The sequence below is a fragment of the Pseudophaeobacter sp. C1-32P7 genome (genome assembly GCF_041008775.1).
Classification (GTDB): domain Bacteria; phylum Pseudomonadota; class Alphaproteobacteria; order Rhodobacterales; family Rhodobacteraceae; genus Phycobacter; species Phycobacter gallaeciensis_A.
Window position 1 is genome coordinate 68,629 of the sequence record NZ_JAXGFR010000010.1, and the last position, 25,245, is coordinate 93,873.

Here is a 25,245-nt window from a genome sequence, read left to right on the forward strand (position 1 = left end):
CAGGGAATCAGAGGGCCACGGGTCATTTTGACCCCGCGCTTGGCGTTTCCCTTATGACTCCCTGTCGCCGATTTTGATTAGAAATCTGTGGGTGCGCCGCCTTCGGCCTTGCGACGGGCCACGAAATCGCCCAGCTCTTCGCGGATCGCTTCGTCCATCGGCGGTGCCTCGAAATCGGCCAAAATGTCCTTATAGATCTTATGCGCCCGCTCCGGCGTCCAGACTGCACCTGCCGCCTCCCAGGCTTCATAGTTGCGCCAGTCGCTGAGGAACGGTTGATAGAATGCATCCGTATAGCGGTCCTGGGTGTGTTTCAGGCCAAAGAAGTGCCCGTCGTTACCGACCTCACGGATGGCATCCAGAGCAATCTCCTCGGGGCCGGTGGCGCAGATCTGCGGCTGCAAGTAGCGCTGGATCTGCTGCAGCACCTCGCAATCCATGATGAACTTTTCCGGGCTGGCGATCAGCCCGCCCTCCAGCCAGCCAGCGGCGTGATAGACCATATTGGTGCCCGACTGAACCGCCGCCCAGAGGGAATTCGAGGTCTCCCACATGGCCTGCCCATCCGGCACGTTGGCCGCGCACACCCCAGAAGAGCGCATCGGCAGACCATAGTAACGCGCCATCTGGCCGGTCATCTGGGTGGCGCGCATGTATTCCGGCGTGCCAAAGGCCGGTGCCCCTGATTTCATGTCCACATTTGACGTGAAGGTGCCAATCGCACAGGGGGTGCCGGGCCGCACATATTGGAACAACGCAATGGCACAAAGCGATTCCGCCAGCGATTGCGCCACTGCACCCGACATGGTGACAGGCGCCATCGCCCCGGCCAGGGTAAAGGGCGTCACAACCACCGCCTGCCCCTTGCGGACCAACCGCAGACAGCCGTCGATCATCGGGAAGTCATGCTTCAGCGGCGAGGTCGAGTTGATGTTGGTGTACATATGCGGGCGGGACTCGAACTCTTCATGGCTCAGCCCCCCGGCGATCCGCACCATTTCCATCACGTCCTCAACCCGCTCCTTGCCCAGCGAGTAAGCGTGCATCACCTTGTCGGTCAGCGTCAGCTTGTCATAAAGCACATCAAGGTGGCGCACAGAGGCATGGATATCCACGGGCTCCACCGGATATCCACCGGCGAAATGGATGCAGTTGAAATACTGCGTCAGCTTCAGAAGGTTCCGGCACTGCTCCTGCGTGCCCGCGACTTTCTTGTTCAGCTCCATATCCCAGTAGTTGGGCGGGGAGGAAACATTACCGAACAGGATATGATTGCCGCCAATCGGGATCCTGCGCTCTGGATTGCGCGGGGTGATGTCAAAGCTGTCCGGCGCCTTGCCCACCATCTCCATCACGAACTCGCGGTCCATCCGCACCAGGTCGCCTTCTACACGGCAGCCTGCTTCTTTGAAAATCTCCAGCGCCTCGGGGTTGAGGAAGACGATACCGATCTCTTCGAGGATGCGCATGGCGCCATCGTGGATGGCTTCAACGCCTTCCGGGCTAAGCGGTTCAATGGGACGGTCAATGTTCACCGGAATCGACCAGGGCATCTGCGCCAGTGCCGCGTCTCCGCGCCGGGCCGCCGCGCCTGCTCTGCCGCCGCCGCGCCTGCGTCCCGCTGTTGCTCGTGCCATGATGACCTCCGTCCTGTTGAAGCGTCTGTGTTTTCTTGCGCCGTTCAACTGGCCCGAGAACGAGGCTTGCAACCTTTCCGTTCACGACATCCGCTGTCGTTTTTTCACTCCCCGGGGTGCATGGAGGCATTTTCTGGACACAAGTGAACAGTTCAGCCCAAATTTTTGGCTGCGCGGACAGATCCGCACAGCAACGTCACGTCAGGATCTCAGGTTATTGCGCCGCTGGCTGGCCCGCGCGGTCGAGCCATTCGGGAATATAGCCAATGTCCGGCAAGACCGCATCGGCGTGAGGCGCCAGATCTTGATGGCTGGCCATTCCGGTGAGCACCCCAAGACGGCGCATGCCCGCCGCCGCCCCCGCCTGCAGGTCATGCAAGCTGTCGCCAACCATCGCGGTCCGTTCTGGGGCGACGCCACAGGCCTTGCAGAAGGCCAGAAGCGGCGCGGCATCCGGTTTGGCGCCATGGCCGCTGTCGAACCCGGCGACAAAGGTGAAGCGGTCCAGAACCCCTGCCCGCTCAAGCTGGCTCAGCGCCGACACTTCGGCATCATTGGTCATCACCCCCAGCACCTTGCCCCGCGCCAGCAGCCCGTCCAGGAAATCGGCAAGCGGCACGGCCTCGGCTAGCGCCGCATTGGCTGCGCCTTCGGCCAGAAACCGCTCCAACTCGGCCTCGCTCATGTGCGGCACATGGGGCGCCAGGGCCGCCGCCACCTCACCGTTGGTGCCGGCGATCACGAAACTGTCCGGATGGAAACACTCCCGCTCCAGATCAAACCGCAGCGTATCGGCCATGACGCCCGCGAGGGCCACATCCCCGCGCGCGAGGCTTTTCAGCACCCTGGCCGCCCAGCTGTTCCAGGTGGCAGCAAAATCAAAAAGGGTTCCGTCCTTATCGAACAGAAAAGCATCTACCGGCATCACAAGGTCCTGATCACAATAGGGTCAGAGCACTGCATATCAGGTCCAGTGAACCTGCGCACCACCCGGAAGCGCCATCCGCGCGTGCATTGGCGTCTCATAGCTGAGGCCCAGGCTGTCACAGAATTCCACAACCCAGGAATCGTCCATCGTTAAGAAATCGAGCACCGAGCCCAAAAATTCCGGATCGGTGGCGCGGCTGCGCAAATCATCCTGGCTGGCCCCGGTTGCGCCCATAAACACCGGAAATAATTCGTCATTTCCGGACAGCCAGGCAAGGGCCTGCAAGGCAATGGTTTCAGCTTGATCGGCGGAAAACTGCATGTCGGCACCTTCCTGACACTTTGCGGCCATTTTAATGAAAATATGAAAGGGTTTATTAACCAGCAGAGGTGAAAACTTCTAGTCATCGAAACGCATGCCTCGAAAGGATTGCGCGTGCAGGGAACCATTCTGGTCATAGACGGTGTATCAACCAACCGCATCATGATGAAGGTGCAGCTTGCTGCCGCCTATTATGATGTCGTGCTGGCGACACAGGTCTCCGGTGTGCTGGAAATTGCCCGTGGCTGCCGCCCCGATCTGGTTCTGACCGCCAACTCCCTGCCCGATGGCAGCGCCGCAGATGTGAAACGGGAACTGACCCGCGACGACAGCTTGGCGGATGTGCCGGTGATCGCCGTCAGCCGCACGGATAACCCCATGCGGCGGCTTGAGGCGCTTTCGGCGGGGATCGACGACGTTCTGCCGCAGCCGCTGGACGATGTGATCCTGCAGGCCCGGATCCGCAGCCTACTCCGCACCCGCAGCGCCAATGAAGAACTGAACCTCCAGCGCGATGCCTCGCATGGCTTTGTCCTGCCCCTGACCGACCGCAGTCGCGCCCCCCACAACATCAAGGCAACGGTGGCGCTGGTAGCCGAGGATATCCAGACCGCGCGGGACTGGCAAGACCGCCTGTCCCACCACGTGCCGCATGACATCCGCACCCATCAGATCGGTGACATCCAGCCGTTGATGAGCGATCCCGTCGCCGATGTTTTCATTATCGAGCTGAACGAAATGTCGTCGGGCGTCGGTCTGCGGCTTCTGGCCGATCTGAGGGCCCGGGCCACCACCCGTCAGTCCGTGGTCATCGCGGTGCCCAACCCAGCCGATGCGCATATCGCGGCCGAAGCATTGGACCGCGGCGCCCATGATGTGCTGCAAAACGGGTTCAACGTCGAGGAACTGGCGCTGCGTCTTGGCACGCAGCTGCAATACAAGCACCGCCACGACCTGCTGCGCGACAGCGTCCGCAACGGGCTGCGCGCCGCTGTCGAAGATCCAATGACCGGGCTCTTCAACCGCCGCTATGCCAAACCGTTTCTGGACCGCACCGCACGCAGCGCCGCCGAAAGCGGCGATAAATTCGCCCTGATGCTGGCAGATCTCGATCACTTCAAGCAGATCAACGATCGCTATGGCCACCCAGCCGGCGACGCGGTGCTGATCGAAGCCTCCCGCCGGCTGCAAAGCCACCTGCGCCCGGTGGACCTGCTGGCGCGGGTTGGCGGCGAGGAATTCATGATTGTCCTGCCCGGCGCCAATGAACAGGAAGCGAGCGAGGCCGCCGTTGCCCTGTGCAACGCGATCAACAGCACTCCCTTTGATGTGCCAGAAATTGATGAACCGATCGCGGTGACGATCAGCATCGGCGCGGTCATTGGCGATGGTTCTGAGAAGGAGATGACAAATGTCACCTCTCTGATCGCCAAGGCAGATCAGGCGCTCTATGGCGCCAAGAACTCAGGCCGCAACCAGGTCACCCTGTCACGGCCCGACACAGCAGTCGCCTGAGCGCTCCTCACCGCTGCTATTAGTTTCCGGCACTGCCTACGTTGCGCAGCAATATCAGGGTTTCCCGGACCTATGCGCCTTGTGCCATTCCGCATGTCGGCGCAGCATCTCCCGCATCCGCTCGGCATAGCGGGCGCGTTCATCTGCAGTCATGGCCTCCACCTGGGCGATCCAGGCCTGCTGCACCGAGATCTGAAAGGCCCGCCGGTTGTCGGCCTGCTGCTCCAGGACCCTGGCCAACTGCCGGGCATCAAAGGGAACCCCCCGCAAGATCGCGATGACTGCCTCGCCCTCGGCGCGGCGGCGGGCCCCATAGCTGCCATGATCCCCTTCGGCGCGACGGTGCAGTTCTGTCCGGGTCTCCCGGTCCAGATCGCGAAATATCATCGACCCGACCGAGGGTGGACGCTTGCCCGGATGCGATCCGTCATGCCAGCGCATGAACGCCCCGATCGCGAGCCCTGCCACCGCAAGGTTGGTCGCCAGAGACACGGCCAGAAGCACCTTCAGCCAAAGCCGCATTCCAGTCCGGGGTTCATCCGCTCCGCCGCCAGAGGAGCCGGGACGCGCTGTATTCGAAGAGGCCGGGGTTTGTCCGTCAGTGCTCATTCTGTCTCCTCACCCAGCATCACGGCCAGGTCGTAACTATCGTATGGCAGGGCTGTCGTATCCACGGACAGCTGCGTGAACTCGGCCGGGTCCGGTAGGAAAGACGGCGGCGCCAGTCCGATCCACAGCCCGACAGCGCAGGCGGCCGCCATGCCACCCATGGCCGGCCATCCGCCAACCGCAGCGCGAAACTGGCGCCACATCCCGATTGCGGATTCGACAAATGTCGCGGCCGGGTTTTGCGCGGGAGGCACGGCCAAAGCCGCCGCCTGCCGGGCCTGAACATCCGCTGCATCCGCAAGAATGCGCGCGCTCAGGTCATCCGGCAATGTCGGCTGGTCCCGCCGCGCCTCTTCGAACAGCGCCTCCAGCAGGTCGATATCTTTTTCGGTGTCAGCCATCGTGATACCCCAACTCTTCCCGGCGCCCGGCAAGCAGTGCCGCCAGCGCCCTCTTGCCCCGGGCGGTCAAACTTTCGACCGCCTCAACGCTAATATCCATAATTCCGGCGATCTCCGGATTTGCCAGCTCTTCCAGATGGCGCAGGATCACTGCCTGACGCTGCCGCTCGGGCAATTGCATCAGAGCCGCCTGCAGCGCATCATGGCGGGCCCCGTCCTGCATGACCTCTGGCGCGCTTTGCGCCGGATCTGGCGGGTCGGGGACCGCATCCAGGTCCAGATACCCGCCGCGCTGGCGACGTTTCAGATCGATGCAAAGGTTCATCACCACCCGGTAGAGCCAGGTCGAGATCTTCGCCTCTCCGCGCCGCCACTCCGGAGCGATCCGCCACAGGCGCATCATCGCCTCCTGTGTCACATCCTCTGCTTCGGCCCGGTTGCCCAGAACCCGCATGGCCACCCCGAATGCACGGGGGCCAAGCCGCTCGGTCAGCAGGGCTGCCGCGCGCTGGTCGCCCTGGGCAAAGAGCTCCAGCAGCACCTCGTCATCCGGCGACGCGCTCACCTTGGGCAGGCCTTCCAAGGAAGCCCTGCCCGCTGACGTATCCGTTCTTTGCAGCACGCCTGAAGGATCAGTTCTGCCCCATGCCCTGTTTCTGACCGCAATTCTTGCCGCCCTTGCCGCCATGATGCATACCACCACGGTTCATCCGGGCCTGGTCAAACTCTTCCTTTGACACAGCGCCATTGCCGTCCTTGTCCATCCGAGAGAACATATCACCACGCTTGGAGTGATCAGGCAACTCATCCTGACTGAGCGCGCCATCGCCATCGCTGTCGAACCGTTCCATCATCCGCGCCGCACGCTGGGCTGCGCGCCGCGCACCTTCGGCCTGCATTTCCTCGACCGACAGTTTGCCGTCACCATTCGCATCAACCTGCGCGAAACGGGCCGCGCGGTGGGCGGTCATTTCCTCGGGCGACACCGCGCCATTGCCATCGGCATCCAGTTCCTCGAACGACACTTTAGGGCCGTGATGGCCGGGACCCGATTGAGCAAGAGCAGCCGTAGCTCCGGCCAGGCCGGCAACTGCAACGATAGCGGCGATGAACTGCGTATGTTTCATGTCATCTTCCCTTTGATTGGTGGCAGCCCTGTGCTGCCCGATGCATAGAAGAAACGCCGCAGCCCGATCTTTCCGTCGCAAAAATGTGATTTACTTTTGCCTGCTATTTTTGCGGCATCCAGCCGCAGACCTTGTGCGCCCCCCTTTCCCTCGGGCAAGAAGCGCGCAAACATGCGTTTGCAACACAGGATATTTCATGACTGAGTCCCAAGCCGTGATGGCCCCCGACACCGATACCGAACGCGAGACGATGCCTGCCCTGCTGAAAGGCTGGCGCCAGAAATGCCCCGAGTGCGGCAAAGGCAAACTGCTGCATTCCTACCTCAAGGTGAACGACAGCTGCAGCAACTGCGGCCTCGATCTGTCCGGCCACCGCGCCGATGACGGCCCCGCCTATCTGACCATTCTGGTGGTGGGCCATCTGATGGCTCCGCTGTTGCATGTGGTTTATTTCGCCTGGCGGCCGGCACCTCTCGTAACGTTCACAGTTTTCTCGATTGGCTGTCTGGCTTCGTCGCTGTATCTTCTCCCCAGACTGAAGGGGGTTGTCGTCGCCTATCAATGGGCGCGGCGGATGCACGGGTTCGAAGACAGAACCTGAACCCTTTGGAAACAAAGGGGAGAGGCAGATGAGCAGCGCAGAGGTTCAGGGCGTAACAAGTCAGGACAAAACGGCAATCCGCAACGCGGCGACGGTGATCGCCGTACGTGATCGGATGGCCGATGACCCGCAGGTCCTGATGGGCCAGCGTGGCGCCAAGGCTGCCTTCATGCCGAACAAGTTCGTCTTTCCCGGCGGCGCGGTGGATCTGGCCGACAGTTCCGTACCGCTGGCCGATCCTCTGCCCGCAGTCTGCCGCGACCGCCTGTCCGAACAGGCGCCGCACGATCTGCACCACGCACTGGCCATTGCCGCGATCCGCGAGCTGTGGGAGGAAACCGGGCTCTTGCTGGGTACGCCGGGGGACTGGAGCGATCCGATTCCCGAAGATTGGCAGGCCTTTGCGCAAAGCGGCCATCTGCCTTCGGCGCGGGCATTGCAATTCGTGTTCCGGGCACTGACGCCGCCGGGCCGCCCCCGCCGGTTTGATGCGCGGTTCTTTCTGATCGATGCCGATGCCATTGTCGGCGATCTCGATGATTTCTCACAGGCCTCGGACGAGCTGTCGCATCTGCAGTGGATCCCGCTCAGCGAGGTGCGCACCTTTGATCTACCCTTTATCACCGAGGTGGTTCTGGCCGAGGTGACCGGCCGCATCCGCGATACCAACCCGCCGGACAGCGTGCCCTATTTCCGCAACGATGATGAAACCAGCCTGTTCCTGCGGCTGAAGGGCTATCCGATGCCGGAAAGCTCCTAATACGGAGCGGCCCTTTGCCAACGCAGGGGGTTAGTTAGATCGCCAGCACCAACGCGAGGATCGACAGGATCAGCAGTCCCATGCCGGTGATTTCGCGAACGGTGATTTTCTCCCGGAAGAACAGGACCGAGGCCAGCAGCGACAGCACCAGTTCGATCTGTCCCAGCGCCTTGACGTAGGCAGCGTTTTGCAAGGTGAAGGCCCAGAACCAGCAGAACGAACCGCCCATACTGGTCAGACCAACCCAGACCGCAACCCGGCGCGCCTGCCAGACGCGGGTGATCTCACCCTTTTCCTTGAGCGCCAGCCAGATCAGCATCAGCACCGTCTGCAAGGAGACAACCGATGCCAGCGTAACACCGGCACGAAAGATCGGGTCCAGATCGCCCAGTTGCAGTGATGCCCCGCGATAGCTGACGGCGGAAAAGGCGAAAAGCACACCAGAGCCAAGCCCCAGCAGTGAGGCCTTGTTGGTCAGATGCTGCCACCAGGCGCCCTTCACTTCCGGAGTTTTCGACAAGACGAGAACAGCCGAGAGCCCGATCAGGATCGCTGCCCAGCCCCAGGGGCTGATCCCGTCCCCCAGCACCACAAGGCCAACAATCGCTGTCTGGATAACCTCGGTCTTCTTGAAGGTGATACCAACCGCGAAATTGCGCTGCTTGAACAGGGCCACCACACAGACTGTGGCGAGGATCTGCGCCGTGCCGCCGATGGTGGCAAAGACACAGAACATGAGACCTAGATGCGGCAGGCTCTGCCCCGTTGCCATCAGATAAGCCGCCAGTGCCGCCAGAATGATCGGCGCCGAATAGGCAAAACGGGCAAAGGTCGCCCCGCCCGGGGACAGGGTGACACTGCTCAGAACCTTTTGCAGCATGAAGCGTACGGTCTGAAAGCTCGCGGCGGCGATTGAAACGGGAATCCAGGTCAGCATGATCAGCTTATGAGCGCTTATTTCCCCTTTTGCCAGAGCGGATGCGGCACCGGATCCTTGGCCCGCAGGAAATAGTCGCGAAAAATCTGCCGGTAGGAGGGGAACACATAGGCACGGTTGGCCGCCTGATAGAGCGCGCGGTGCCGATGATAGAGCCGCGGCAGCGCGTGCCAGGGCACGCCCGGGTGCATGTGGTGCACGATATGCAGGTTGTTGTTGAGGAACAGCAGCGCCAGCGGCCCGCGATCCTCGATCACCACGGTGCGGCCACGGACCTCTTCATGGGCGCGGTGTTCCAGAAAGGTTCGGATCTTCAGCAGTGCCAATCCCAGATAGGCGGCAATGGCATAGGCCCAGACCGGCATCGGCGCACGCAGCACCAGCCAGACCACCAGCGCGCTGCCGGCAATGTGCAGGAGCCAATCCGCAATCACCCGCCTGTCGCCCTGCCGGACGAGCTGCCAGTCCCCCGCCATGAAACAGATCTGCCCGATCAGCGGCCCCAGCAGCATCCGCCCCAGCAGGGTGTTGTTCATACGTAGAACGGCGCGTTTCCACGGTGCCAGTCCCCGCCAGATATCGGGGCACATGAAGTTGCTTTCGGGATCGTCGAACGGGTCGGTCAGCCGCTCATCCTGATGATGCGCCAGATGGGTGTCGCGAAAGCGGCCATAGGGGATCACCAGATTGAGCGGCAGCGCCATCAGCGCCTCGTTCAGGACCCGGTTGCGGAACGGATGCCCGTGCAAGGCCTCGTGACACAGCGAAGAGTGAAAGGCGATCAACACGCCCGCCAGTACCACGGCCAGTGCCGTGCTGAAGGCCGAGAGCCAAAAAATCACCGCAAACCAGGCGGTATAGCAGATCAGGATCAGCACCAGCGTGCCCCATTCCACCCCGCGCGGCATCAGGTCAGAGGGCAGTATTGGCGCCTCCGTACCCTGGCCGATTGCCTCGGACATTTGTGCGCGTACCTCAGACATGCGCCCGCCCCCAGGCGATCCCGGCCCAGATCCGCTCATAGATCAGGTAGGTGACGAACCCCAGCCCCGTGTTCACCAGGGCCATCGCCCCGCCGACTGTCGCCGATCCGGTTGCAAGCATGCCCACAACCGTCATCACGGTCAGGCCAATCACATTCCAGATCACCGCTTTCACGACAGAACGTCTGCGCGTTTCCATAGTACCTCCTACACTGTGCTGACTGGAGCTGGCAGGCGGTGCCATCAGCCGCGCCCTGTCCTGCTCCTGCGCTCAGACTAGGCCCGGTATCGGATGTTCGACATTCTGAATGTAATTAACAAACTTCACCATATGTGATATTTATTACCAATGGATACCAAAATTGACAAACGGGTACGTGCCCAGCAATTCCGTGAACGCCTGAACCGGGCACTTGGTGAACGCGGGATGAGCCAAAGCGCCCTTGCCCGCCAGACCGGCGTGGACCGGTCCACCATTTCGCAGCTGCTCACCGATGACGGCGCCCGGCTGCCGAATGCGCATGTGGTGGGGTCCTGCGCCTCGGCGCTTGGCGTATCGGCGGATTGGCTGCTGAGCCTGTCGGACCGCCCCGAAAGCGCGGCAGAGCTGCTGGCCTCCAGCATGTCCGTCACCGAGGCGCCACGCGCCCTGGTGGATGAAAGGATTTTCGAATGGCATCGGGAGGCAGCGGGTTACAAGATCCGCCATGTGCCGGCCGCCCTGCCCGATCTGCTGAAAACCCGCGCCCTGCTGGAATGGGAATATGCGCCGCACCTGGGCCGCACTGCCGATCAGGCCATCGGCGCCTCCGAAGACCGCCTGTCCCTGATGCGGCAAGCCCAATCCGACTATGAAATCGCGATGCCGCTGTACGAGTTGGAAAGCTTTGCCAATGCCTGTGGCTACTACGAAGGTCTGCCGCTGGACATCCGGCTGGAGCAGCTGGATCATTTCGAGCGGCTTTGCACTCAACTCTACCCGCGGCTACGGATCTATCTCTTTGATGCAAAACGCCTGTTCGCATCGCCTGTGACCATTTTCGGGCCGCTGCTTTGCGTGTTTTATGCCGGAAGCCACTACATGGCATTCCGCGACCGCGAACGGATCGAGACCTTCACCAACCATTTCGACCAACTGATCCGCGAGGCGGATCTGACCGCCCGTCAGCTGCCCGAACGGCTGCGGGCCTGGAAAACCGGTATCCGCGATTAGGCACAGCTGCGCCCAGGCGCAGCTTCAGGCTCGGCCTGCGGCAGCAGGCCGAGCCACCTTCAGACCTTCGGGTCCGGGTTTTCGGTATGACCATCCACCGCGATCACCTGCCCCGACACCAGCCGCGCCGCGTCAGAGCCAAGGAAGACCGCCATATTGGCCACATCCGCGGCTGTCACCCAGGACCGCATCGAGGTGCCCGAAGCATATCCCTCATACACCGCATCGCGGCTCATGCCCTTCAGCGCCGCTTCCCGCTCCAGCACCCCCTCCATGCGCGGTCCTTCCACCGCGCCGGGGCAGATCGCATTGGCGCGGATGCCAAAAGGCCCCAGTTCCATCGCGAGGGTTTTCATCAGGCCAATCACCGCCCATTTCGCCGCCGAATAGGGCGCCCGGTTCGGATAGCCATAGATCCCCGCCGTCGAGGAGGTCAGCACGATCGCCCCCCGCCCCGCCGATTTCATCAGCGGCGTGGCATGTTTGGCGGCAAGAAAAGCGCCTTCGAGATTGACGCTGACACAAGAGCGCCAGTCCTCAAGGTCGATATCCTCGATCAGCGCGGTCGGCCCCGCGATGCCTGCATTGGCGCAGAGCACATCGAGCCCACCAGCGTCGACGATCTTGTCGAAGACCGCCCGCATCTCCGGCTCGGACGCGGCATTCGCCGCGTGGCAGTGCCAGTGATCCGGCAGCGCCTCCAGCGCTGCGGGGTCGAGATCGGTGACCCATACCTCGGCCCCGGCGGCATCAAAAGCCTCGCCCATGGCGCGGCCAATGCCCGATGCCCCGGCGGTGATCAGAACCCGCATCGCCGCCGCCCTAGCGCGGCGCGCCGATGGCGCGACCCAGCCCCTCGGGGGTCGGCAGTGCCGCATGCGCCTCGGCGAATTTTGTCAGGTTCGCTGCCAGATGCGGCGCGGGCGGCGCCGAGCGGCGGGTTTTCAGATCCACATGCAGCAGCATGTGTTCCCCGGTCGCCAGCAGACGTTCACCTTCGTACATTTCATGCCACAGGTGCATCTTCTTGCCTTCGGCCATGATCACCCGCGTCCTGACCTGAATGGGATGGCCTGCATGCACCTCGTCGATGTGGCGGATGTGGGTCTCGGCGGTAAAGAAACTGCCGCCCGAGGCGATATAGTCGGCATCGCAGCCGATGATTGCCATCATTCGGTCGGTGGACTGGGCAAAGGCGTCCAGATAGCGGCTTTCGGTCATGTGACCATTGTAGTCTGTCCAATCCAACGGAACGGTGCGGTTCAGGGTCAGAACCGGCTGCGACAGGTCGGCGACATCCTGCATGGTGCTGGCCAGCCCCATGGCGCCTTCGCGCGCCTTATCATGGGCGTTCTGAAGCGCACCCGCGCCCCAGTTGGTGTTGCCCAGCGCCCGCATCATGCCGACAAGGTTGTCGTCGCGGATCCGCTCCAGCTCGCGGATCGAGTATTTGCCCGATTGCGCATCGGACTGACCGGCGATCAGGTCGACCAGCTCGTCGTTGTATTCCGGCACATCCATCAACTTGGTCCAGGGCCAGGTGAGGCAAGGGCCGAATTGCGCCAGGAAGTGCTTCATGCCCGCTTCGCCGCCCGCAACGCGATAGGTCTCGAACAGGCCCATCTGCGCCCAGCGGATGCCAAAGCCGTAGCGGATCGCATTATCGATCTCTTCGGTGGTGGCGATGCCATCCTTGACCAGCCATAGCGCTTCGCGCCAGACCGCCTCCAGGAAGCGGTCCGCCACATGGGCGTCGATTTCCTTTTTCAGGTGCAGCGGGTACATACCGATTTCGGCGATGATCGCCTTGGCCTTGTCGATGACCTCGGGCGTATTGGCCTCGGTGGTGACCACTTCGACCAGCGGCATCAAGTAGACCGGGTTAAAGGGATGCGCGACCACGATCTGCGCCGCATTGTCGAACCCCTCCTGCAATTGCGACGGCTTGTAGCCAGAGGTGGAGGAGCCGATCACCGCGCCCCGCGCCACATGCTGCTGAAGTTCGCCATAGACCTTCTGCTTCAGGTCCAGCCGCTCAGGCACGCTTTCCTGCACCCAGCTGGCGCCAGCAACCGCCTCGGCAATGGTGGGATGGAAAGACAGCGCGCCCTCGGCAGGCAGGGCCACGTTGCCAAGCCCCGGCAAGGACCGGCGGGCGTTATCCAGCACATCCGTGATCTTGCGCTCCGCCTCGGGGTCAGGATCAAAGACCCGCACGTTCCACCCGTTCAATAGGAACCGCGCGGCCCAGCCCCCGCCGATCACGCCGCCGCCAATGATTGCTGCTGTTTTCATGTTCTCATTTCCATTTGCATTTGGCTGTGCCTCTGCGCGGGCGACGCCTGCGCTTTCACAGGGCGCACCGTGCACGCCATCCCATCAGTTTAGTCTTGTGGAGCTGCGCAGCGCACCAGATCGGCCGCGAACCCGTTTTCATCAATGATCTGCAGCCGATCATCCGGCGTCACCAAGAATATCTGCGCATCGCTGTACGCGTATCCCGCATCAAGGCATTGCAGTTTCAGAGCCCAGCTGTTGCCCACGCCAGTCTCGCGGACCGCCGCGATGTCACAGCTCCATTCCAGGCCGAATAACCCTTCGCGTCCGTACCAGTCAGGCGTCTGCTCTCCGACATCCCCGGCCCGGGCGCACCAGGCCGCATTGGGGGACCAGTAGCCCTCCCAAAGCGGTGCCTCCTCTGCGGCAGCAGACAGCGCCGCGCCGCAAAAGACCATGGGTGTCAGAGCCCGGCGGATCACTTCGCCACCGGCGCCCGTTTGGTCAGGCCGAGCTGCTTGCGGACCTCTTCGGGGCCGATCACACGGGCACCCATGTTCTCGATGATGGTGCCTGCGCGCTCCACCAGCTGCCAGTTCTCGGCTAACACGCCCTTCTCCAGCCAGAGGTTATCCTCAAGCCCCACGCGTACATTGCCGCCCGCCAAAACCGAGGCCGCGACATAGGCCATCTGGTCACGCCCCAGCGAAAACGCCGACCAGTCCCAGTCGTCCGGCACGTTATTCACCATCGCCATGAAGGTGTTTAGGTCATTGGGCGCGCCCCAGGGCACCCCCATGCACAGCTGTACCAGCGCCGGGCTGTCCAAAATGCCCTCTTTCACCAGTTCCTTGGCGAACCACTGATGGCCGGTGTCAAAGGCTTCGATCTCGGGCTTCACGCCCAGATCGGTCATCATCTGCCCCATGGCGCGCAGCATGCCGGGGGTGTTGGTCATCACGTAATCGGCTTCGGCAAAGTTCATGGTGCCGCAATCGAGCGTGCAGATCTCCGGCAGGCATTCGGCCACATGCGCCATGCGTTCGCTGGCGCCGATCATGTCTGTGCCCGCGTCCTTGACCGGCAGCGGGTTTTCCACGGCGCCAAAGGTGATGTCGCCGCCCATGCCGGCGGTCAGGTTCAGCACCACATCGGTGTCGCTGTCGCGGATGCGGTCGGTAACTTCGCGGTAAAGACCCAAGTCGCGGCTCGGGGTACCGGTTTCGGGATCGCGCACGTGGCAGTGGACCACGGCCGCGCCGGCCTTGGCTGCTGCGATGGCGCTGTCGGCGATCTGTTTGGGCGAGCGCGGCACGTGCGGGCTGCGGTCCTGGCTGCCGCCAGAGCCGGTCACGGCACAGGTGATAAAGACGTCGCGGTTCATGGTCAGAGGCATGTTTTCGTTTTCCCCTCAATGTACAGGGTTTTGCCGTGGGTTATCCCCAGGCTCCTCCCCAGATTCCTGTTTGCGTTGACCTCTACTGTGCCTCAGCCTTCCGGGGAACAGTTTACGCAAAGCGAATCCAACTTGATGAAATCCGCGAAAAACATCCTGCAACCCGAGCATCGCCCGCTGAAATGCGCGGTTCTGGTGCTGGACGAATGCAACACGCTGTCCTTTGCAGCAGCGGTCGACCCGATGCGCGCGGCCAACCGGCTGGCCGGTCGCTGTGCCTTTGACTGGGACTATATCAGCGCTACGGATGAGCCGCCGATGCTGACCAGTGGGCTGACGGTGCCGACCACGCCTCTGTCCCGGCTCGAAGGATGCGAGCTGATGATTGTGGTGGCAGGGTTCCAGCTGGCGCGCCACGCCACCCCCAGCCTGCTGGCCGGGCTGCGCCGCATTGCGGGAACCGGTGCCACCATTGCGGGCATCGACGGCGGTCCGTGGCTGATGGCCGAAGCGGGCCTGCTGAACGATCACCCCGCGACCACCCATTGGGAGGATCTGGAGAATTTCTCGGCCCGTTTCCCGGATGTGGATTGCCGCAGCGACCGTTTTACCGTGTCCGACGGACGGATGACCTCGGGCGGCGCAACCCCCGCAATCGAGATGATGTTGCATATCATCAGCGCCCGTCATGGCGCCGGATTTGCCGCCCGCGTCGCTGGTCTGTTCCTTTATGACGGGGCTGCCAGCATGGCCCGCCCGCAAAGCCGCCTTGGCGGACACAAGCACAACGCGCTGACGGCCAAGGCGAATGCGCTGATGGAGGCGGCGTTGGATGATCCAATGCCACTTGCGCGCATTGCAGAAAGCCTCGGCACCAGCCCGCGCAGCCTGCAGCAGCAATTCCGCTTGCGCCTTAATACCACGCCGCAGGACCATTACCTGCAACTGCGCCTGGCCGAGGCGCGGCGGCTGGTGACCGATACCGATCTGCCGCTAATGGATGTGGCCATGGCCACGGGGTTCACCTCGCAATCGAGCTTTGCCCGCGCCTTCCGGCTGGCGCATGGCAGCTCGGCCCGGGATCTGCGCCAGGAGCGGAACGAAACGCAATCCACGGCCTATTCCACCGCGGACCACGCCGCGCAGGATCACCGCCCCACCACCCACTGAGGGTGCGGCAAACGGGCCGACCTAGTCACACAACCGGGCTGAAGGATCGCGGGGCGCTCCCGCGCGTCACCGGCACATGAAACATGTACCGTTCCCCTTGGGCCAGGCTCGGCGCGGAAGCGCCGAGCCTGGCCCAAGGCCGCCAAGGGGTATCGGCATCAGCCGATGCACCTGCGGGCGCGGGAGCGCTCTGTTTCGTGTAGTGAACGATCAGTAAGGCATCGGGTGGGCGCGGTGGGCCGCGTCGATCTCCTCCAGCACCTGCGCATCCAGCGTCACATCGACTGATTGCAGGGCATGCTCCAGCTGCGCAACGGTGGTCGCCCCGAAGATGGCCGAGGCCATGAAGGGCCGCGTGCGGCACCAGGCCAGCGCCATATGTACCGGATCCAGCCCGTGGCGCTTTGCGATCTCCAGATAGGCATCAACGGCGGCGTAGACCCGCGGCGAGTGGCGCCCGCCCAGCTCTGGGTTCAGCGTCTTGCGTGATCCTTCTGGCACCGCACCGCCCTGGTATTTTCCGGTCAGAAGTCCGGTTCCCAGCGGCGAAAACGCCATCAGCCCCACGTCTTCGTTGACGCTGAGTTCGGCCAGATCCGTATCATACATCCGGCACAGGAGCGAATATTCGTTCTGGATCGAAGCCACCCGCGGATAGCCCTTTTCCTCGGACAGGCGCAGCCATTGGGCCGTGCCCCAGGCGCTTTCGTTGGAAAGACCAAAGGCGCGAATATTGCCCTTGTCCACCTGCGCCTGCAGCGCCTCCAGGCAATCCAGCATATTGGCGAGGGTTTCCTCCCGGTTCTGGCCCGAGGGATCATAACTCCAGTTCTTGCGGAACATGTAGCTGCCCCGGTTAGGCCAGTGGAATTGGTAGAGATCAATGTAATCGGTCTTCAGCCGCTTCAGCGAGCCTTCGATGGTCGGCGCGATGGTCTTTGACGAGATCGCCTCTCCGTCGCGCACCACGGCAAGCCCCTCGCCCGAGTGTTTGGTGGCCAGGATGTAATCACTGCGGCGTCCGGTCTTTTCATTCCAGTTGCCGATGATCGCTTCACTGTGGCCGACGGTTTCCTTGCTGACCGGGTTCACCGGGTACATTTCGGCGGTGTCGACAAAGTTCACGCCCGCCGCCAGCGCCATGTCGATCTGAGTATGTGCGTCGGCCTCGCTGGTCTGGGTGCCAAAGGTCATGGTGCCAAGGCACAGCTCGGATACCGTCATTCCGGTGCGGCCCAGAGGGTTCATTTTCATATCGCGCGATCCCTGTCTCAAACGTTTCAAAAGACACTACTCCTGACCCAAAGGAGTGCAACCCTATGCCGTTGGTCGCTTTACCTGCTGCCTCCAAAAAAGGCACACTCTTAACGCGAACAGGTACCGCCCGACCCGAACGAAAATCACGTAAGGACCCGGAACAAGACCCTGAAACATAAACCGAATTGAAGGAGCACCCCATGACATTTCCACTGAAGAAAAGTTACAAGGAACTCATCGCCGAAGCGGACAGCGTAGTGAAACACGTGACGCTCGATGAAGCCCAGGCGCTCCTAAGCCAGGCACGCTCCCAATTCGTGGATCTGCGCGACATTCGCGAACTTTACCGCACCGGCGTGATCCCCGGCGCGTTTTCCTGCCCGCGTGGCATGCTGGAATTCTGGATCGACAAGGAAAGCCCCTACCACAAGGAGGTCTTTGACGAAGAAAAGCTGTTTGTCTTTTACTGCGACAATGGCTGGCGGTCGGCTTTGGCTGCCAAGGCTGCGTTGGAAATGGGCCTTCCCGAGGTCCGGCATCTGGAGGGCGGCCTGGACGCTTGGATGGAAAGCGGCGGCGCCTTGTGTCCGGTTAAATGGTAACGCTGGCCTACCCGCACTGAGTGAAGAGAAGGCCTGCGCCCTTCTCTGGACGCCCCGGCACCTCCGAATGCCGGGGCGTCGTCATGTCTCCCTGCGCTTTCCTGCTGCCTGTCGCATCCGAGGGTCTTGCCGGGGGTGTGAAAATAGAACAGCCTGCGGCGGATCTAATCAGGGAGAGTCTCCATGCCACAGAACATCACCAAAGGCATCAAGGCCTTGCTTGCCGAAGCCAACGCCATGGTTGACACCATGTCCGTGGAGGACGCCAAAGAGAAAGCCCAGGACGAGTCTTACGTCTTTGTCGATCTGCGCGATATTCGTGAGCTGCAGCGCTCGGGCATGATCCCCGGCGCGTTTTCCTGCCCGCGCGGCATGCTTGAATTCTGGATCGACCCTGACAGCCCCTATCACAAGCCCATCTTCAACCAGGACAAAACCTATGTGTTTTACTGCGCCAGTGCCTGGCGTTCGGCGCTGAGCGCACGCACGGCGATGGAAATGGGCCTATCCCCGGTCATGCATCTGGAAGGCGGATTTACCAAATGGGCCGAAGAGGGCGGCGCCGTCGTCCCCCGCGAGAGCTGACCCACCGCCGGATATCACCCGCCCTGAGCGGCAAAAGGAAAGCGACACGGCCCTCCCGTGTCGCTTGCCTTTTACCCCACTCCCCCTCCTTCATGCCTTGCCCTTTCTGCTGCACTCCCGCCAAATAATATTGAGAACAAAAAGCGAACATTGTAATCTAACAACCATGTCGATTCACCCCATCCCTCCACAGCTGCCTACCGGACTAGCCTCTGCTTCCACCCCTGGCCAAAGACAGCGAAAGGCCAGCGTCACCCTGCTCGGGGATATCGCCCTGCAGCGCGGTCGAGCGCATGAAGCCTGTGGTAGCGCCCGGTACAGTTTCGCGCTTTGGCTGGCCGGGGCGATGGCCGGGCCAGTGCTGTGGATCTCTCCGCCCCGGGACGCCGCAGAACTGAACCCCGACGGCATGGTGGATTTTGCGGATCCGTCCCGGTTTCTCTGGGTGACAGCCCCCCGACCCGAAGATGTTCTCTGGACCATGGAGGAAGCCCTGCGTAGCGGCGCCACCCCGCTTGTCATCGCGGACCTGCCCGCCCCCCCGGCCATCACCCCGGTCCGGCGCCTGCATATGGCAGCTGCGGCGGGCGGGCCTCTGGCGATGGACGGAAACGCGCCGCTGGCCCTATTGCTGACGCCCGGCGCGGGCGGCGCCCAGGGCATCGAAAGCCGCTGGACCATGCGCCCCGCGCATCAGTACCGCAATCGTATCTGGCAGCTGGACCGGCTGCGCGCCCGCGCCCTGCCCCCGCGCAGCTGGCAGCTGACACAACGGGCTCCGGGCGGCCCTTTGACTGAAACTGTTGCCCCTGACACGTCCACTCCCTCCCCCGGACAGGACCAAGGCCAGAGCCGAGGCACGCCCCCAATGGAAGAAGCCGGGAAGCAAATCAAAAAAGTTAGCTGAATACGACATGATCTGACGAAAAGGGCTAGCAATCCCCACGCGCATTGGCACAGTCGGCAACACCATGCGCCTGATCCTTTCCTTTGCCGCCCTGTTCCTTTCTGTCATTCTGTTGCAGCTCTCTGCTGGCGGCGTCGGACCGCTGGATGCGATCTCGGGCCTGACGCTCGGCTTTGACAAGCAGGAAATCGGTCTACTGGGGTCAGCGCATTTTCTGGGCTTTTTCATCGGCTGCTGGTGGGCACCACGGCTGATGGGCACGGTGGGCCATTCCCGCGCATTTGCCGTCTGCACCGCCCTCGGGGCGATGGGCCTGATCGGACACACCCTCACCGAAGCGCCACTGGCCTGGGCCGCGATGCGCATCGCATCCGGGCTGTCGGTGGCCGGTTGTTACACGGTGATCGAAGCCTGGATGAACGCCAAGGTCACCAACGAAAGCCGTGGCCGGGCCATGGGCACCTACCGGCTGGCCGACCTGATCGCCTCCCTTGCAGCGCAGATGATGATCGCGGTACTGCCACCGGCCTCTTACGTCTCCTACAACCTTCTGGCCCTGCTCTGCTGCGCCGCGCTGCTGCCGCTGACCCTGACCCGCAACAGCCAGCCCGCAACCCCAGCCGCGCCGCGCCTGCGGCCCGGGCTGGCCTGGCGCTGTTCGCCCTTGGCCGTCGTCGGCGTCATCGTCGCCGCGATCGGCGCTGCCTCGTTCCGGATGGTGGGGCCGATCTACGGCACCGAAGTTGGGTTGGAGCTGAACCAGGTCGCCTTTTTCCTTGCGGCCTTCGTGCTGGGCGGCGCGCTCGCGCAATACCCGGTGGGCTGGCTTGCGGACAAATATGACCGCCGCTGGGTGCTGATCTGGTTGTCGGCAGCCGCCATTATGTCTTGCGGCCTGACGATCCTCATATCGGGTCAAAGCACCGAGGCCACCATGATGATGGCAGGGCTGTTTGGCTTCACCGCCTTCCCGGTCTTCTCGGTCTCATCGGCACATGCCAACGACTTTGCCACATCAGACGAGCGGGTCGAACTCTCTGCCGCACTGATGTTCTTTTACGCGCTCGGCGCCATCGCTGCGCCTTATGTATCCTCCGCACTAATCAGCGGCTACGGACCCAAGGCGCTGTTTGCCTTTATCGCGGTTGGCCATTTTGGGCTGATCCTGTTCGGCCTGTCGCGCATGCGCTCGCGCCCGACCCCGGACGAACGCACCAACTACGTCTACGCCCCGCGCACCTCCTTTACCATCGGACGGTTGATGAAAGGCTCGCGCGAGAAACGCTAGATCCCACGAAAAAGGGCCGGAGAAATCCAGCCCTTTCATACAATGTGTGCAACCAGGCGATCTAGGCCAGCGGCGTCTCCACCTCATCAGCCGCTTCTTCTGCCGCCGATGCCTCGGCCTCCACCGTCTCTTTGGCAGGTCCAGATGACACCCCCAAAGCGCCGCTGGTGATCCCGGCCACCCCATCCTCCATGGACAGGCCCAGTTCTTCGCCCAGCTTCTTCAGGGCAGGCATCTGAACCGCCATGCCCATAATGGAATCGAGCGCCTGATTGACGACGGGCTTGTCGCCGCCACCCGCCTGTGCGGCCACGGAGCCTGCACCGCCTGCGCCAACGCCCATGCCCCCGACCTGATGGATCTTGATCGAGTCGATCTTTTCGGCAGGTTTGACCATTTCCGCCACGATGGAGGGCATCGCTTCGATCCGGGCGAGATCGACCTTGAAGCGGATCTGAGCCTCAGACAGGACATTGTCTGCCTCAACGATGGCGCGCTTACCTTCCGCCTCGGCCAGCATGTCGTTCTTCTTGGCCTCGGCGCGGATGTTGAGTGCATCGGCTTCGGCCTGCGCCTCTTCACGGCGCGCTTCTGCGCGGTCGGCGGCGGCTTCCTTCTCCGCCTGGGCAGCCAGACGAATGCCGGTGGCCTGACGTTCAGCCTCGCGCGTGGCTTCGATCAGAACGATCTGCTTCTGACGCTCGGCCTCTGCCACCTGGCGGGCGGTTGCCACCGCTTCGGTCGCCTTGGTCGCTTCGGCGCGAGCCAGATCCGCCGAGGCCCGGGCGCGGCTTTCCTCTTCGGATTTCTGCGCGATGATGATTTGGCGCTCCTGTTCAGCGACCTCCAACTCCCGCTCCTTGGAGATTTCGGCCTCACGGATCTTACGCTCGCGCTCGATGTCGGCGGCGCGAATGGCCTCTTCCCGCGCGATCCGGGCGCGTTCGGTTTCGCGCACGCTGTCCTCGGTGCGGGCGGCAATCTCGGCCTCTTGCGCCACACGCAGGGTTTCCACCTTTTGCTTTTGCTCAATCCGGGCCTGTTCCTCGTCCTGTTCGATCAACAGCTTATGACGCTCAGCCTCCATCGCGGCGCGGCGCACGGCGACATCCGCCTCCGCATCAATCTGGGCGCGTTCTTTCTTCGAGGTCGCAATCACCTCGGCCAGCCTGCGCATCCCCACCGCGTTAAAAGCGTTGTTTTCATCCAGCGCCTCGAACGGGGTTTGGTCGAGCGCAGTCAAGGAAACGGATTCCAGCGACAGACCGTTCTTGAGCAGATCCTCGGAAACCGCGTTCTGCACCTCCTGAACGAAGTCAGCGCGGTTTTCATGCAGCCCGTCCATGGTCATCTGGGCGGCCACGGCGCGCAAACCATCGATCAGCTTACCCTCGATCATTTCTCGCAGCTGCTCCACATCGAAGGTCCGGCTGCCAAGGGTCTGAGCCGCACGGGCGATCCCTTCTGTTGTGGCCATGACCGAGACGTAGAATTCCACCCCCACATCGACGCGCATCCGGTCCTGGGTGATCAATGCCGCCTCGCCGTCGCGCTTCACCTCAAGGCGCAGGGTCTTCATGTTGACCGGGCTGACCTCATGCAACAGGGGCACAACGATCGTGCCACCATCCATGATCACCTTTTTGCCGCCAGCCCCTGTTTTCACAAGACTGATCTCGCGGGTAGAGCGCCGGTAGAGGCGACCAATAACAAGCCCGAACAGGGCAAGAAAAATAATTACGGTAACAACAACAATCAACAGAAACTCAAACTCCATTGAGAAACCTCCCTGTGGGACAAAAGTTAGAATTTTATCGTCAAGCTTATTCGGAGACGGCAACAAGCACGTAACTCCCCCTGCGCCGATCCCGGATCACCAGAACCTCGGTGCCCTGAGCGATGGTATCGCCATCTTTCAGAGGTTCGGCGCGCAAGTAGTGGGCATTGCCATAGCCATCCATGACTCGCACCTCAGCCGGGCGCCCCCTGGCGGCGGTGCCTTGGGTGACAATACCGCGGCGGCGGCCCAGATTGCGCTCGGACAGTGCCTCGGTTTCGGTCTGCGGCAAGACGCGGGCAAACGCAGCCCCAAAAACCCGTGCGAACCAAAAGGCAAAGGCGCCTGCTGGAATGGCTGCGCCCCAAGCCGGGGCAAGCAGCCCAAAGAGCGAGGACAGCGCCACCTGCAAGCCCATACCCGAAAGGCCAAAGCCGAGCAAAATAGCCCCAAGCCAGATCACCGTCGGCATGCGGCCCAGCCCCAGCCAGGATGCCAGGCCTGTAGGGGGCGAAACACCTGCATCTGCAGGTGCATCAGGTGCCAGTTCCAGATCCAGTTCGGCATCTGGCAGGTCCAGATCCGCAGCATCAATGCCCTCAACCCCGCCCAGTTCCGCACCATCCAGATCAAGATCGAAGTCGCCGCCATCGCCCGCATCGATATCCAGATCTGCATCACTGTCAGCGCCGATCAGGCTCCCGCCCAAGAGCAAGGCCACCAATTCCAGCACCATCAGGCCGGTCAGCAGAGCAAGCGCCAATGTGAACGGGGCAAAGGCTCCGTCGAGCAGAAATTGCAGCATGTAGAAACGGACCTCACAACTCAGGATCACAAAGTATGCAGTAGTATACAATGAATATGGGAAGGGTTATTGACCGTTTCAATCCCGCACCCTGTACAACCTGAGGGTACGATGGCCGGGGACCGTTTGATACTCAAGAAAAACCTTGAACATGTTTCGACTTCTGTTGGATTTCGCGCGAATGGCACAGGCGGGGTTTCCGCCGCCCGCGCCATGCGATAGAGGGTCAGGCAAAGCGACATGTGGATGGATGGTATGGAACGCATTCTGATTACCTCGGCGATCCCTTACATCAATGGGATCAAACATCTGGGCAACCTCGTGGGCAGCCAGCTGCCTGCCGACCTTTACGCGCGCTATCAGCGTGGCCGCGGCAACGAGGTGATGTTCCTCTGCGCCACCGACGAACACGGCACCCCGGCCGAGCTGGCCGCCGCCAAGGCAGGCAAGCCGGTCGCGGAATACTGCGCCGAGATGCACGAGGTTCAGGCCGAAATCGCCAAGGGGTTCTGCCTCAGCTTCGATCACTTCGGGCGCTCTTCCAGCCCGCAGAACCACGCGCTGACCCAGCATTTCGCGGGCAAGCTGGCCGAGGCCGGGCTGATCCGTGAAGTGGTGGAGAAACAGGTCTATTCCAACGCCGATGGCCGTTTCCTGCCCGACCGCTATATCGAGGGCACCTGCCCCAACTGCGGGTTCGAGAAGGCGCGCGGTGACCAATGCGAGGAATGCACCAAACAGCTGGATCCCACCGATCTGATCAATCCACGCTCGGCCATCTCCGGCTCCACCGATCTGGAAGTACGCGAGACCAAGCACCTGTACCTGTGCCAGTCCGCGATGAAGGGCGAGTTACGAAACTGGATCATAGAAAAAACTACCCCTGCCAATAACTTCGGCAAAGCTTGGCCAACCCTAACTACCTCCATCGCACTTAAGTGGCTGGACGATGGTGATGGCTTGCAGGACCGCGGCATCACCCGCGATCTCGACTGGGGCATTCCGGTCAAGAAGGGCGACGAAGACTGGCCCGGCATGGAAGGTAAGGTCTTCTACGTCTGGTTCGACGCCCCCATCGAATATATCGCCTGCGCCAAGGAATGGGCCGATGCCAACGGCAAAGCGGATGCCGAATGGGAGCGCTGGTGGCGTACCGACAAGGGCGCCGAGGATGTGAAATACGTCCAGTTCATGGGCAAGGACAACGTGCCCTTCCATACCCTGTCTTTCCCCGCAACAATACTTGGCACCAACTCGCACAACAAAAAGACTGAAAATTCCGAGCAATGGAAAACCGTCGATTACATTAAGTCTTTCAACTACCTCAACTATGACGGCGGTCAGTTCTCTACCAGCCAGGGGCGCGGCGTCTTCATGGACCAGGCGCTTGAGATCCTGCCCGCCGACTACTGGCGCTGGTGGCTGCTGAGCCACGCACCGGAAAGCAGCGATTCCGAATTCACCTGGGAGAACTTCCAGCAATCGGTGAACAAGGACCTCGCCGACGTTCTGGGCAATTTCGTCAGCCGCATCACCAAGTTCTGCCGCTCCAAATTCGGCCAAGAAGTCCCCACAGGCGGCACATACGGCGAACAAGAACTGGAGTTATTCGAAACACTCCAAGAAGGCCTTGCAAGTTATCAGACGGCAATGGACGGAATGTTCATACGCCGCGCATCGCAGGATTTGCGCGCGATCTGGGTTGCAGGCAATGAATACCTGCAATCGGCCGCGCCCTGGTCCGTGTTCAAGGAAGACCCTGAGCGCGCCGCGGCGCAGGTACGTCTGGGCCTCAACCTGATCCGCTTCTATGCCGTGCTCAGCGCACCCTTCATCCCGCAGGCCAGCGCCAAGCTGATGGAAGCGCTGAACACCAGCGACGACAGCTGGCCCAGCGATGTGGCAGCCGCCCTTTCGGCCCTGCCCGCCGGGCATGGCTTCACCGTGCCGGATGTTCTGTTTGCGAAGATTGCAGACGAGCAACGCGAGGACTGGCAGGAACGGTTCTCGGGCACCCGCGACTAAGCAGCGTCCAATCTATCAAATTTCATCAGAGGCCGCCCATTGGGCGGCCTTTTTTGCATCCGCTCTCGCCTCAGCGACTCGCCCCCCCCCTTGCATCAGGCCTCTGCTCGCGCGGCGCCATGTT

27 protein-coding genes are annotated in these 25,245 nt (G+C 62.1%); 10 read left to right on the top strand and 17 right to left on the bottom strand.

Annotated features, from left to right (window positions below; translation table 11 throughout):
• Positions 1-77: 77 nt before the first annotated feature.
• The 3 genes from SM763_RS15095 to SM763_RS15105 form a co-directional block, all read right to left on the bottom strand.
• Entirely contained in the window at positions 78-1,637 is a 1,560-nt protein-coding gene (locus SM763_RS15095; protein ID WP_368999034.1) for a trimethylamine methyltransferase family protein, read from the bottom strand.
• Between the two features lie 214 nt (positions 1,638-1,851).
• A complete protein-coding gene (locus SM763_RS15100; protein WP_368999035.1) occupies positions 1,852-2,562 on the bottom strand; it encodes an HAD family hydrolase in 711 nt (236 codons plus the stop codon).
• Positions 2,563-2,601: 39 nt separating this feature from the next.
• Positions 2,602-2,886 carry a DUF3572 domain-containing protein gene (locus SM763_RS15105; RefSeq protein WP_368999036.1) on the bottom strand — a complete coding sequence of 95 codons (285 nt, stop codon included), beginning with the start codon at positions 2,884-2,886 and terminating at the stop codon, positions 2,602-2,604.
• A gap of 114 nt (positions 2,887-3,000) precedes the next feature.
• Here SM763_RS15105 and SM763_RS15110 point away from each other — a divergent pair, with 114 nt between their 5' ends.
• Positions 3,001-4,401, top strand: coding sequence for a diguanylate cyclase (locus SM763_RS15110; RefSeq protein ID WP_368948622.1), 1,401 nt, complete (start codon positions 3,001-3,003; stop codon positions 4,399-4,401).
• A 54-nt stretch (positions 4,402-4,455) separates the two neighbouring features.
• On the opposite strand, the gene SM763_RS15115 is transcribed toward SM763_RS15110, so the two are convergent.
• The 4 genes from SM763_RS15115 to SM763_RS15130 form a co-directional block, all read right to left on the bottom strand.
• Positions 4,456-5,010: a periplasmic heavy metal sensor gene (locus SM763_RS15115; protein WP_368999037.1), complete on the bottom strand. Its 555-nt coding sequence runs from the start codon at positions 5,008-5,010 to the stop codon at positions 4,456-4,458.
• The gene (locus tag SM763_RS15120) at positions 5,007-5,411 is read right to left on the bottom strand and encodes a hypothetical protein (RefSeq protein ID WP_368999038.1); all 405 of its coding nucleotides are present in this window, start codon (positions 5,409-5,411) and stop codon (positions 5,007-5,009) included. The genes SM763_RS15115 and SM763_RS15120 overlap by 4 nt, the downstream gene beginning before the upstream one ends.
• Complete coding sequence (locus tag SM763_RS15125; protein WP_490363288.1) at positions 5,404-5,976, bottom strand: RNA polymerase sigma factor; 573 nt, start codon at positions 5,974-5,976, stop codon at positions 5,404-5,406. The genes SM763_RS15120 and SM763_RS15125 overlap by 8 nt, the downstream gene beginning before the upstream one ends.
• Before the next feature lie 67 nt (positions 5,977-6,043).
• Complete coding sequence (locus SM763_RS15130) at positions 6,044-6,538, bottom strand: EF-hand domain-containing protein (protein ID WP_274832809.1); 495 nt, start codon at positions 6,536-6,538, stop codon at positions 6,044-6,046.
• A 196-nt stretch (positions 6,539-6,734) separates the two neighbouring features.
• On the opposite strand from SM763_RS15130, the gene SM763_RS15135 reads away from it, so the two are divergent.
• Together SM763_RS15135 and SM763_RS15140 are read left to right on the top strand one after the other, a co-directional pair.
• Complete coding sequence (locus tag SM763_RS15135; protein ID WP_065271119.1) at positions 6,735-7,139, top strand: DUF983 domain-containing protein; 405 nt, start codon at positions 6,735-6,737, stop codon at positions 7,137-7,139.
• A gap of 28 nt (positions 7,140-7,167) precedes the next feature.
• On the top strand, positions 7,168-7,899 hold the full coding sequence (locus SM763_RS15140) for an NUDIX hydrolase (protein ID WP_274866647.1): 732 nt from the start codon (positions 7,168-7,170) through the stop codon (positions 7,897-7,899).
• A 34-nt stretch (positions 7,900-7,933) separates the two neighbouring features.
• Here SM763_RS15140 and SM763_RS15145 read toward each other — a convergent pair whose 3' ends face one another.
• The 3 genes from SM763_RS15145 to SM763_RS15155 all read right to left on the bottom strand — a co-directional run bounded on the left by SM763_RS15145 (position 7,934) and on the right by SM763_RS15155 (position 10,018).
• On the bottom strand, positions 7,934-8,836 hold the full coding sequence (locus tag SM763_RS15145) for an EamA family transporter (protein WP_368999039.1): 903 nt from the start codon (positions 8,834-8,836) through the stop codon (positions 7,934-7,936).
• A 17-nt stretch (positions 8,837-8,853) separates the two neighbouring features.
• A complete protein-coding gene (locus tag SM763_RS15150; RefSeq protein WP_274832822.1) occupies positions 8,854-9,744 on the bottom strand; it encodes a fatty acid desaturase in 891 nt (296 codons plus the stop codon).
• 67 nt (positions 9,745-9,811) lie between these two features.
• Positions 9,812-10,018, bottom strand: a complete 207-nt coding sequence (locus tag SM763_RS15155) for a DUF2061 domain-containing protein (protein WP_065271122.1) — start codon at positions 10,016-10,018, stop codon at positions 9,812-9,814.
• 150 nt (positions 10,019-10,168) lie between these two features.
• Here SM763_RS15155 and SM763_RS15160 point away from each other — a divergent pair, with 150 nt between their 5' ends.
• Positions 10,169-11,032 (top strand): helix-turn-helix domain-containing protein, encoded by an 864-nt coding sequence (locus tag SM763_RS15160; protein ID WP_065271123.1) that lies wholly within the window; start codon positions 10,169-10,171, stop codon positions 11,030-11,032.
• Between the two features lie 59 nt (positions 11,033-11,091).
• Here SM763_RS15160 and SM763_RS15165 read toward each other — a convergent pair whose 3' ends face one another.
• The 4 genes from SM763_RS15165 to bcoG form a co-directional block, all read right to left on the bottom strand.
• Positions 11,092-11,844, bottom strand: coding sequence for an SDR family oxidoreductase (locus tag SM763_RS15165; RefSeq protein WP_368999040.1), 753 nt, complete (start codon positions 11,842-11,844; stop codon positions 11,092-11,094).
• Positions 11,845-11,854: 10 nt separating this feature from the next.
• The gene (locus SM763_RS15170) at positions 11,855-13,327 is read right to left on the bottom strand and encodes a carnitine 3-dehydrogenase (protein WP_368999041.1); all 1,473 of its coding nucleotides are present in this window, start codon (positions 13,325-13,327) and stop codon (positions 11,855-11,857) included.
• An 89-nt stretch (positions 13,328-13,416) separates the two neighbouring features.
• Positions 13,417-13,791, bottom strand: coding sequence for a hypothetical protein (locus SM763_RS15175; RefSeq protein ID WP_368999042.1), 375 nt, complete (start codon positions 13,789-13,791; stop codon positions 13,417-13,419).
• Complete coding sequence (bcoG, locus tag SM763_RS15180; RefSeq protein ID WP_368999043.1) at positions 13,788-14,705, bottom strand: 3-dehydrocarnitine:acetyl-CoA trimethylamine transferase BcoG; 918 nt, start codon at positions 14,703-14,705, stop codon at positions 13,788-13,790. The genes SM763_RS15175 and bcoG overlap by 4 nt, the downstream gene beginning before the upstream one ends.
• 135 nt (positions 14,706-14,840) lie before the next feature.
• Between bcoG and SM763_RS15185 the strand changes: the two genes are divergently transcribed.
• Positions 14,841-15,875, top strand: coding sequence for a GlxA family transcriptional regulator (locus SM763_RS15185; protein ID WP_065271128.1), 1,035 nt, complete (start codon positions 14,841-14,843; stop codon positions 15,873-15,875).
• A 210-nt stretch (positions 15,876-16,085) separates the two neighbouring features.
• Here SM763_RS15185 and SM763_RS15190 read toward each other — a convergent pair whose 3' ends face one another.
• Positions 16,086-17,129, bottom strand: coding sequence for an aldo/keto reductase (locus SM763_RS15190; RefSeq protein WP_368948629.1), 1,044 nt, complete (start codon positions 17,127-17,129; stop codon positions 16,086-16,088).
• A 203-nt stretch (positions 17,130-17,332) separates the two neighbouring features.
• Here SM763_RS15190 and SM763_RS15195 point away from each other — a divergent pair, with 203 nt between their 5' ends.
• From SM763_RS15195 to SM763_RS15210, 4 genes are all read left to right on the top strand, one after another.
• Complete coding sequence (locus tag SM763_RS15195; protein WP_065271130.1) at positions 17,333-17,734, top strand: rhodanese-like domain-containing protein; 402 nt, start codon at positions 17,333-17,335, stop codon at positions 17,732-17,734.
• A 183-nt stretch (positions 17,735-17,917) separates the two neighbouring features.
• Positions 17,918-18,319, top strand: coding sequence for a rhodanese-like domain-containing protein (locus tag SM763_RS15200; RefSeq protein WP_368999044.1), 402 nt, complete (start codon positions 17,918-17,920; stop codon positions 18,317-18,319).
• A gap of 166 nt (positions 18,320-18,485) precedes the next feature.
• Positions 18,486-19,226, top strand: coding sequence for an ImuA family protein (locus SM763_RS15205; protein WP_368999045.1), 741 nt, complete (start codon positions 18,486-18,488; stop codon positions 19,224-19,226).
• A 64-nt stretch (positions 19,227-19,290) separates the two neighbouring features.
• The gene (locus tag SM763_RS15210; protein WP_065273556.1) at positions 19,291-20,514 is read left to right on the top strand and encodes an MFS transporter; all 1,224 of its coding nucleotides are present in this window, start codon (positions 19,291-19,293) and stop codon (positions 20,512-20,514) included.
• 61 nt (positions 20,515-20,575) lie between these two features.
• Here SM763_RS15210 and SM763_RS15215 read toward each other — a convergent pair whose 3' ends face one another.
• Entirely contained in the window at positions 20,576-22,291 is a 1,716-nt protein-coding gene (locus SM763_RS15215) for a flotillin family protein (RefSeq protein ID WP_368999046.1), read from the bottom strand.
• A gap of 46 nt (positions 22,292-22,337) precedes the next feature.
• Positions 22,338-23,096: an OB-fold-containig protein gene (locus SM763_RS15220; protein ID WP_368999047.1), complete on the bottom strand. Its 759-nt coding sequence runs from the start codon at positions 23,094-23,096 to the stop codon at positions 22,338-22,340.
• Positions 23,097-23,351: 255 nt separating this feature from the next.
• Between SM763_RS15220 and metG the strand changes: the two genes are divergently transcribed.
• Positions 23,352-25,121 carry a methionine--tRNA ligase gene (metG, locus tag SM763_RS15225; RefSeq protein WP_368999048.1) on the top strand — a complete coding sequence of 590 codons (1,770 nt, stop codon included), beginning with the start codon at positions 23,352-23,354 and terminating at the stop codon, positions 25,119-25,121.
• The last annotated feature ends 124 nt before the right edge of the window (positions 25,122-25,245 follow it).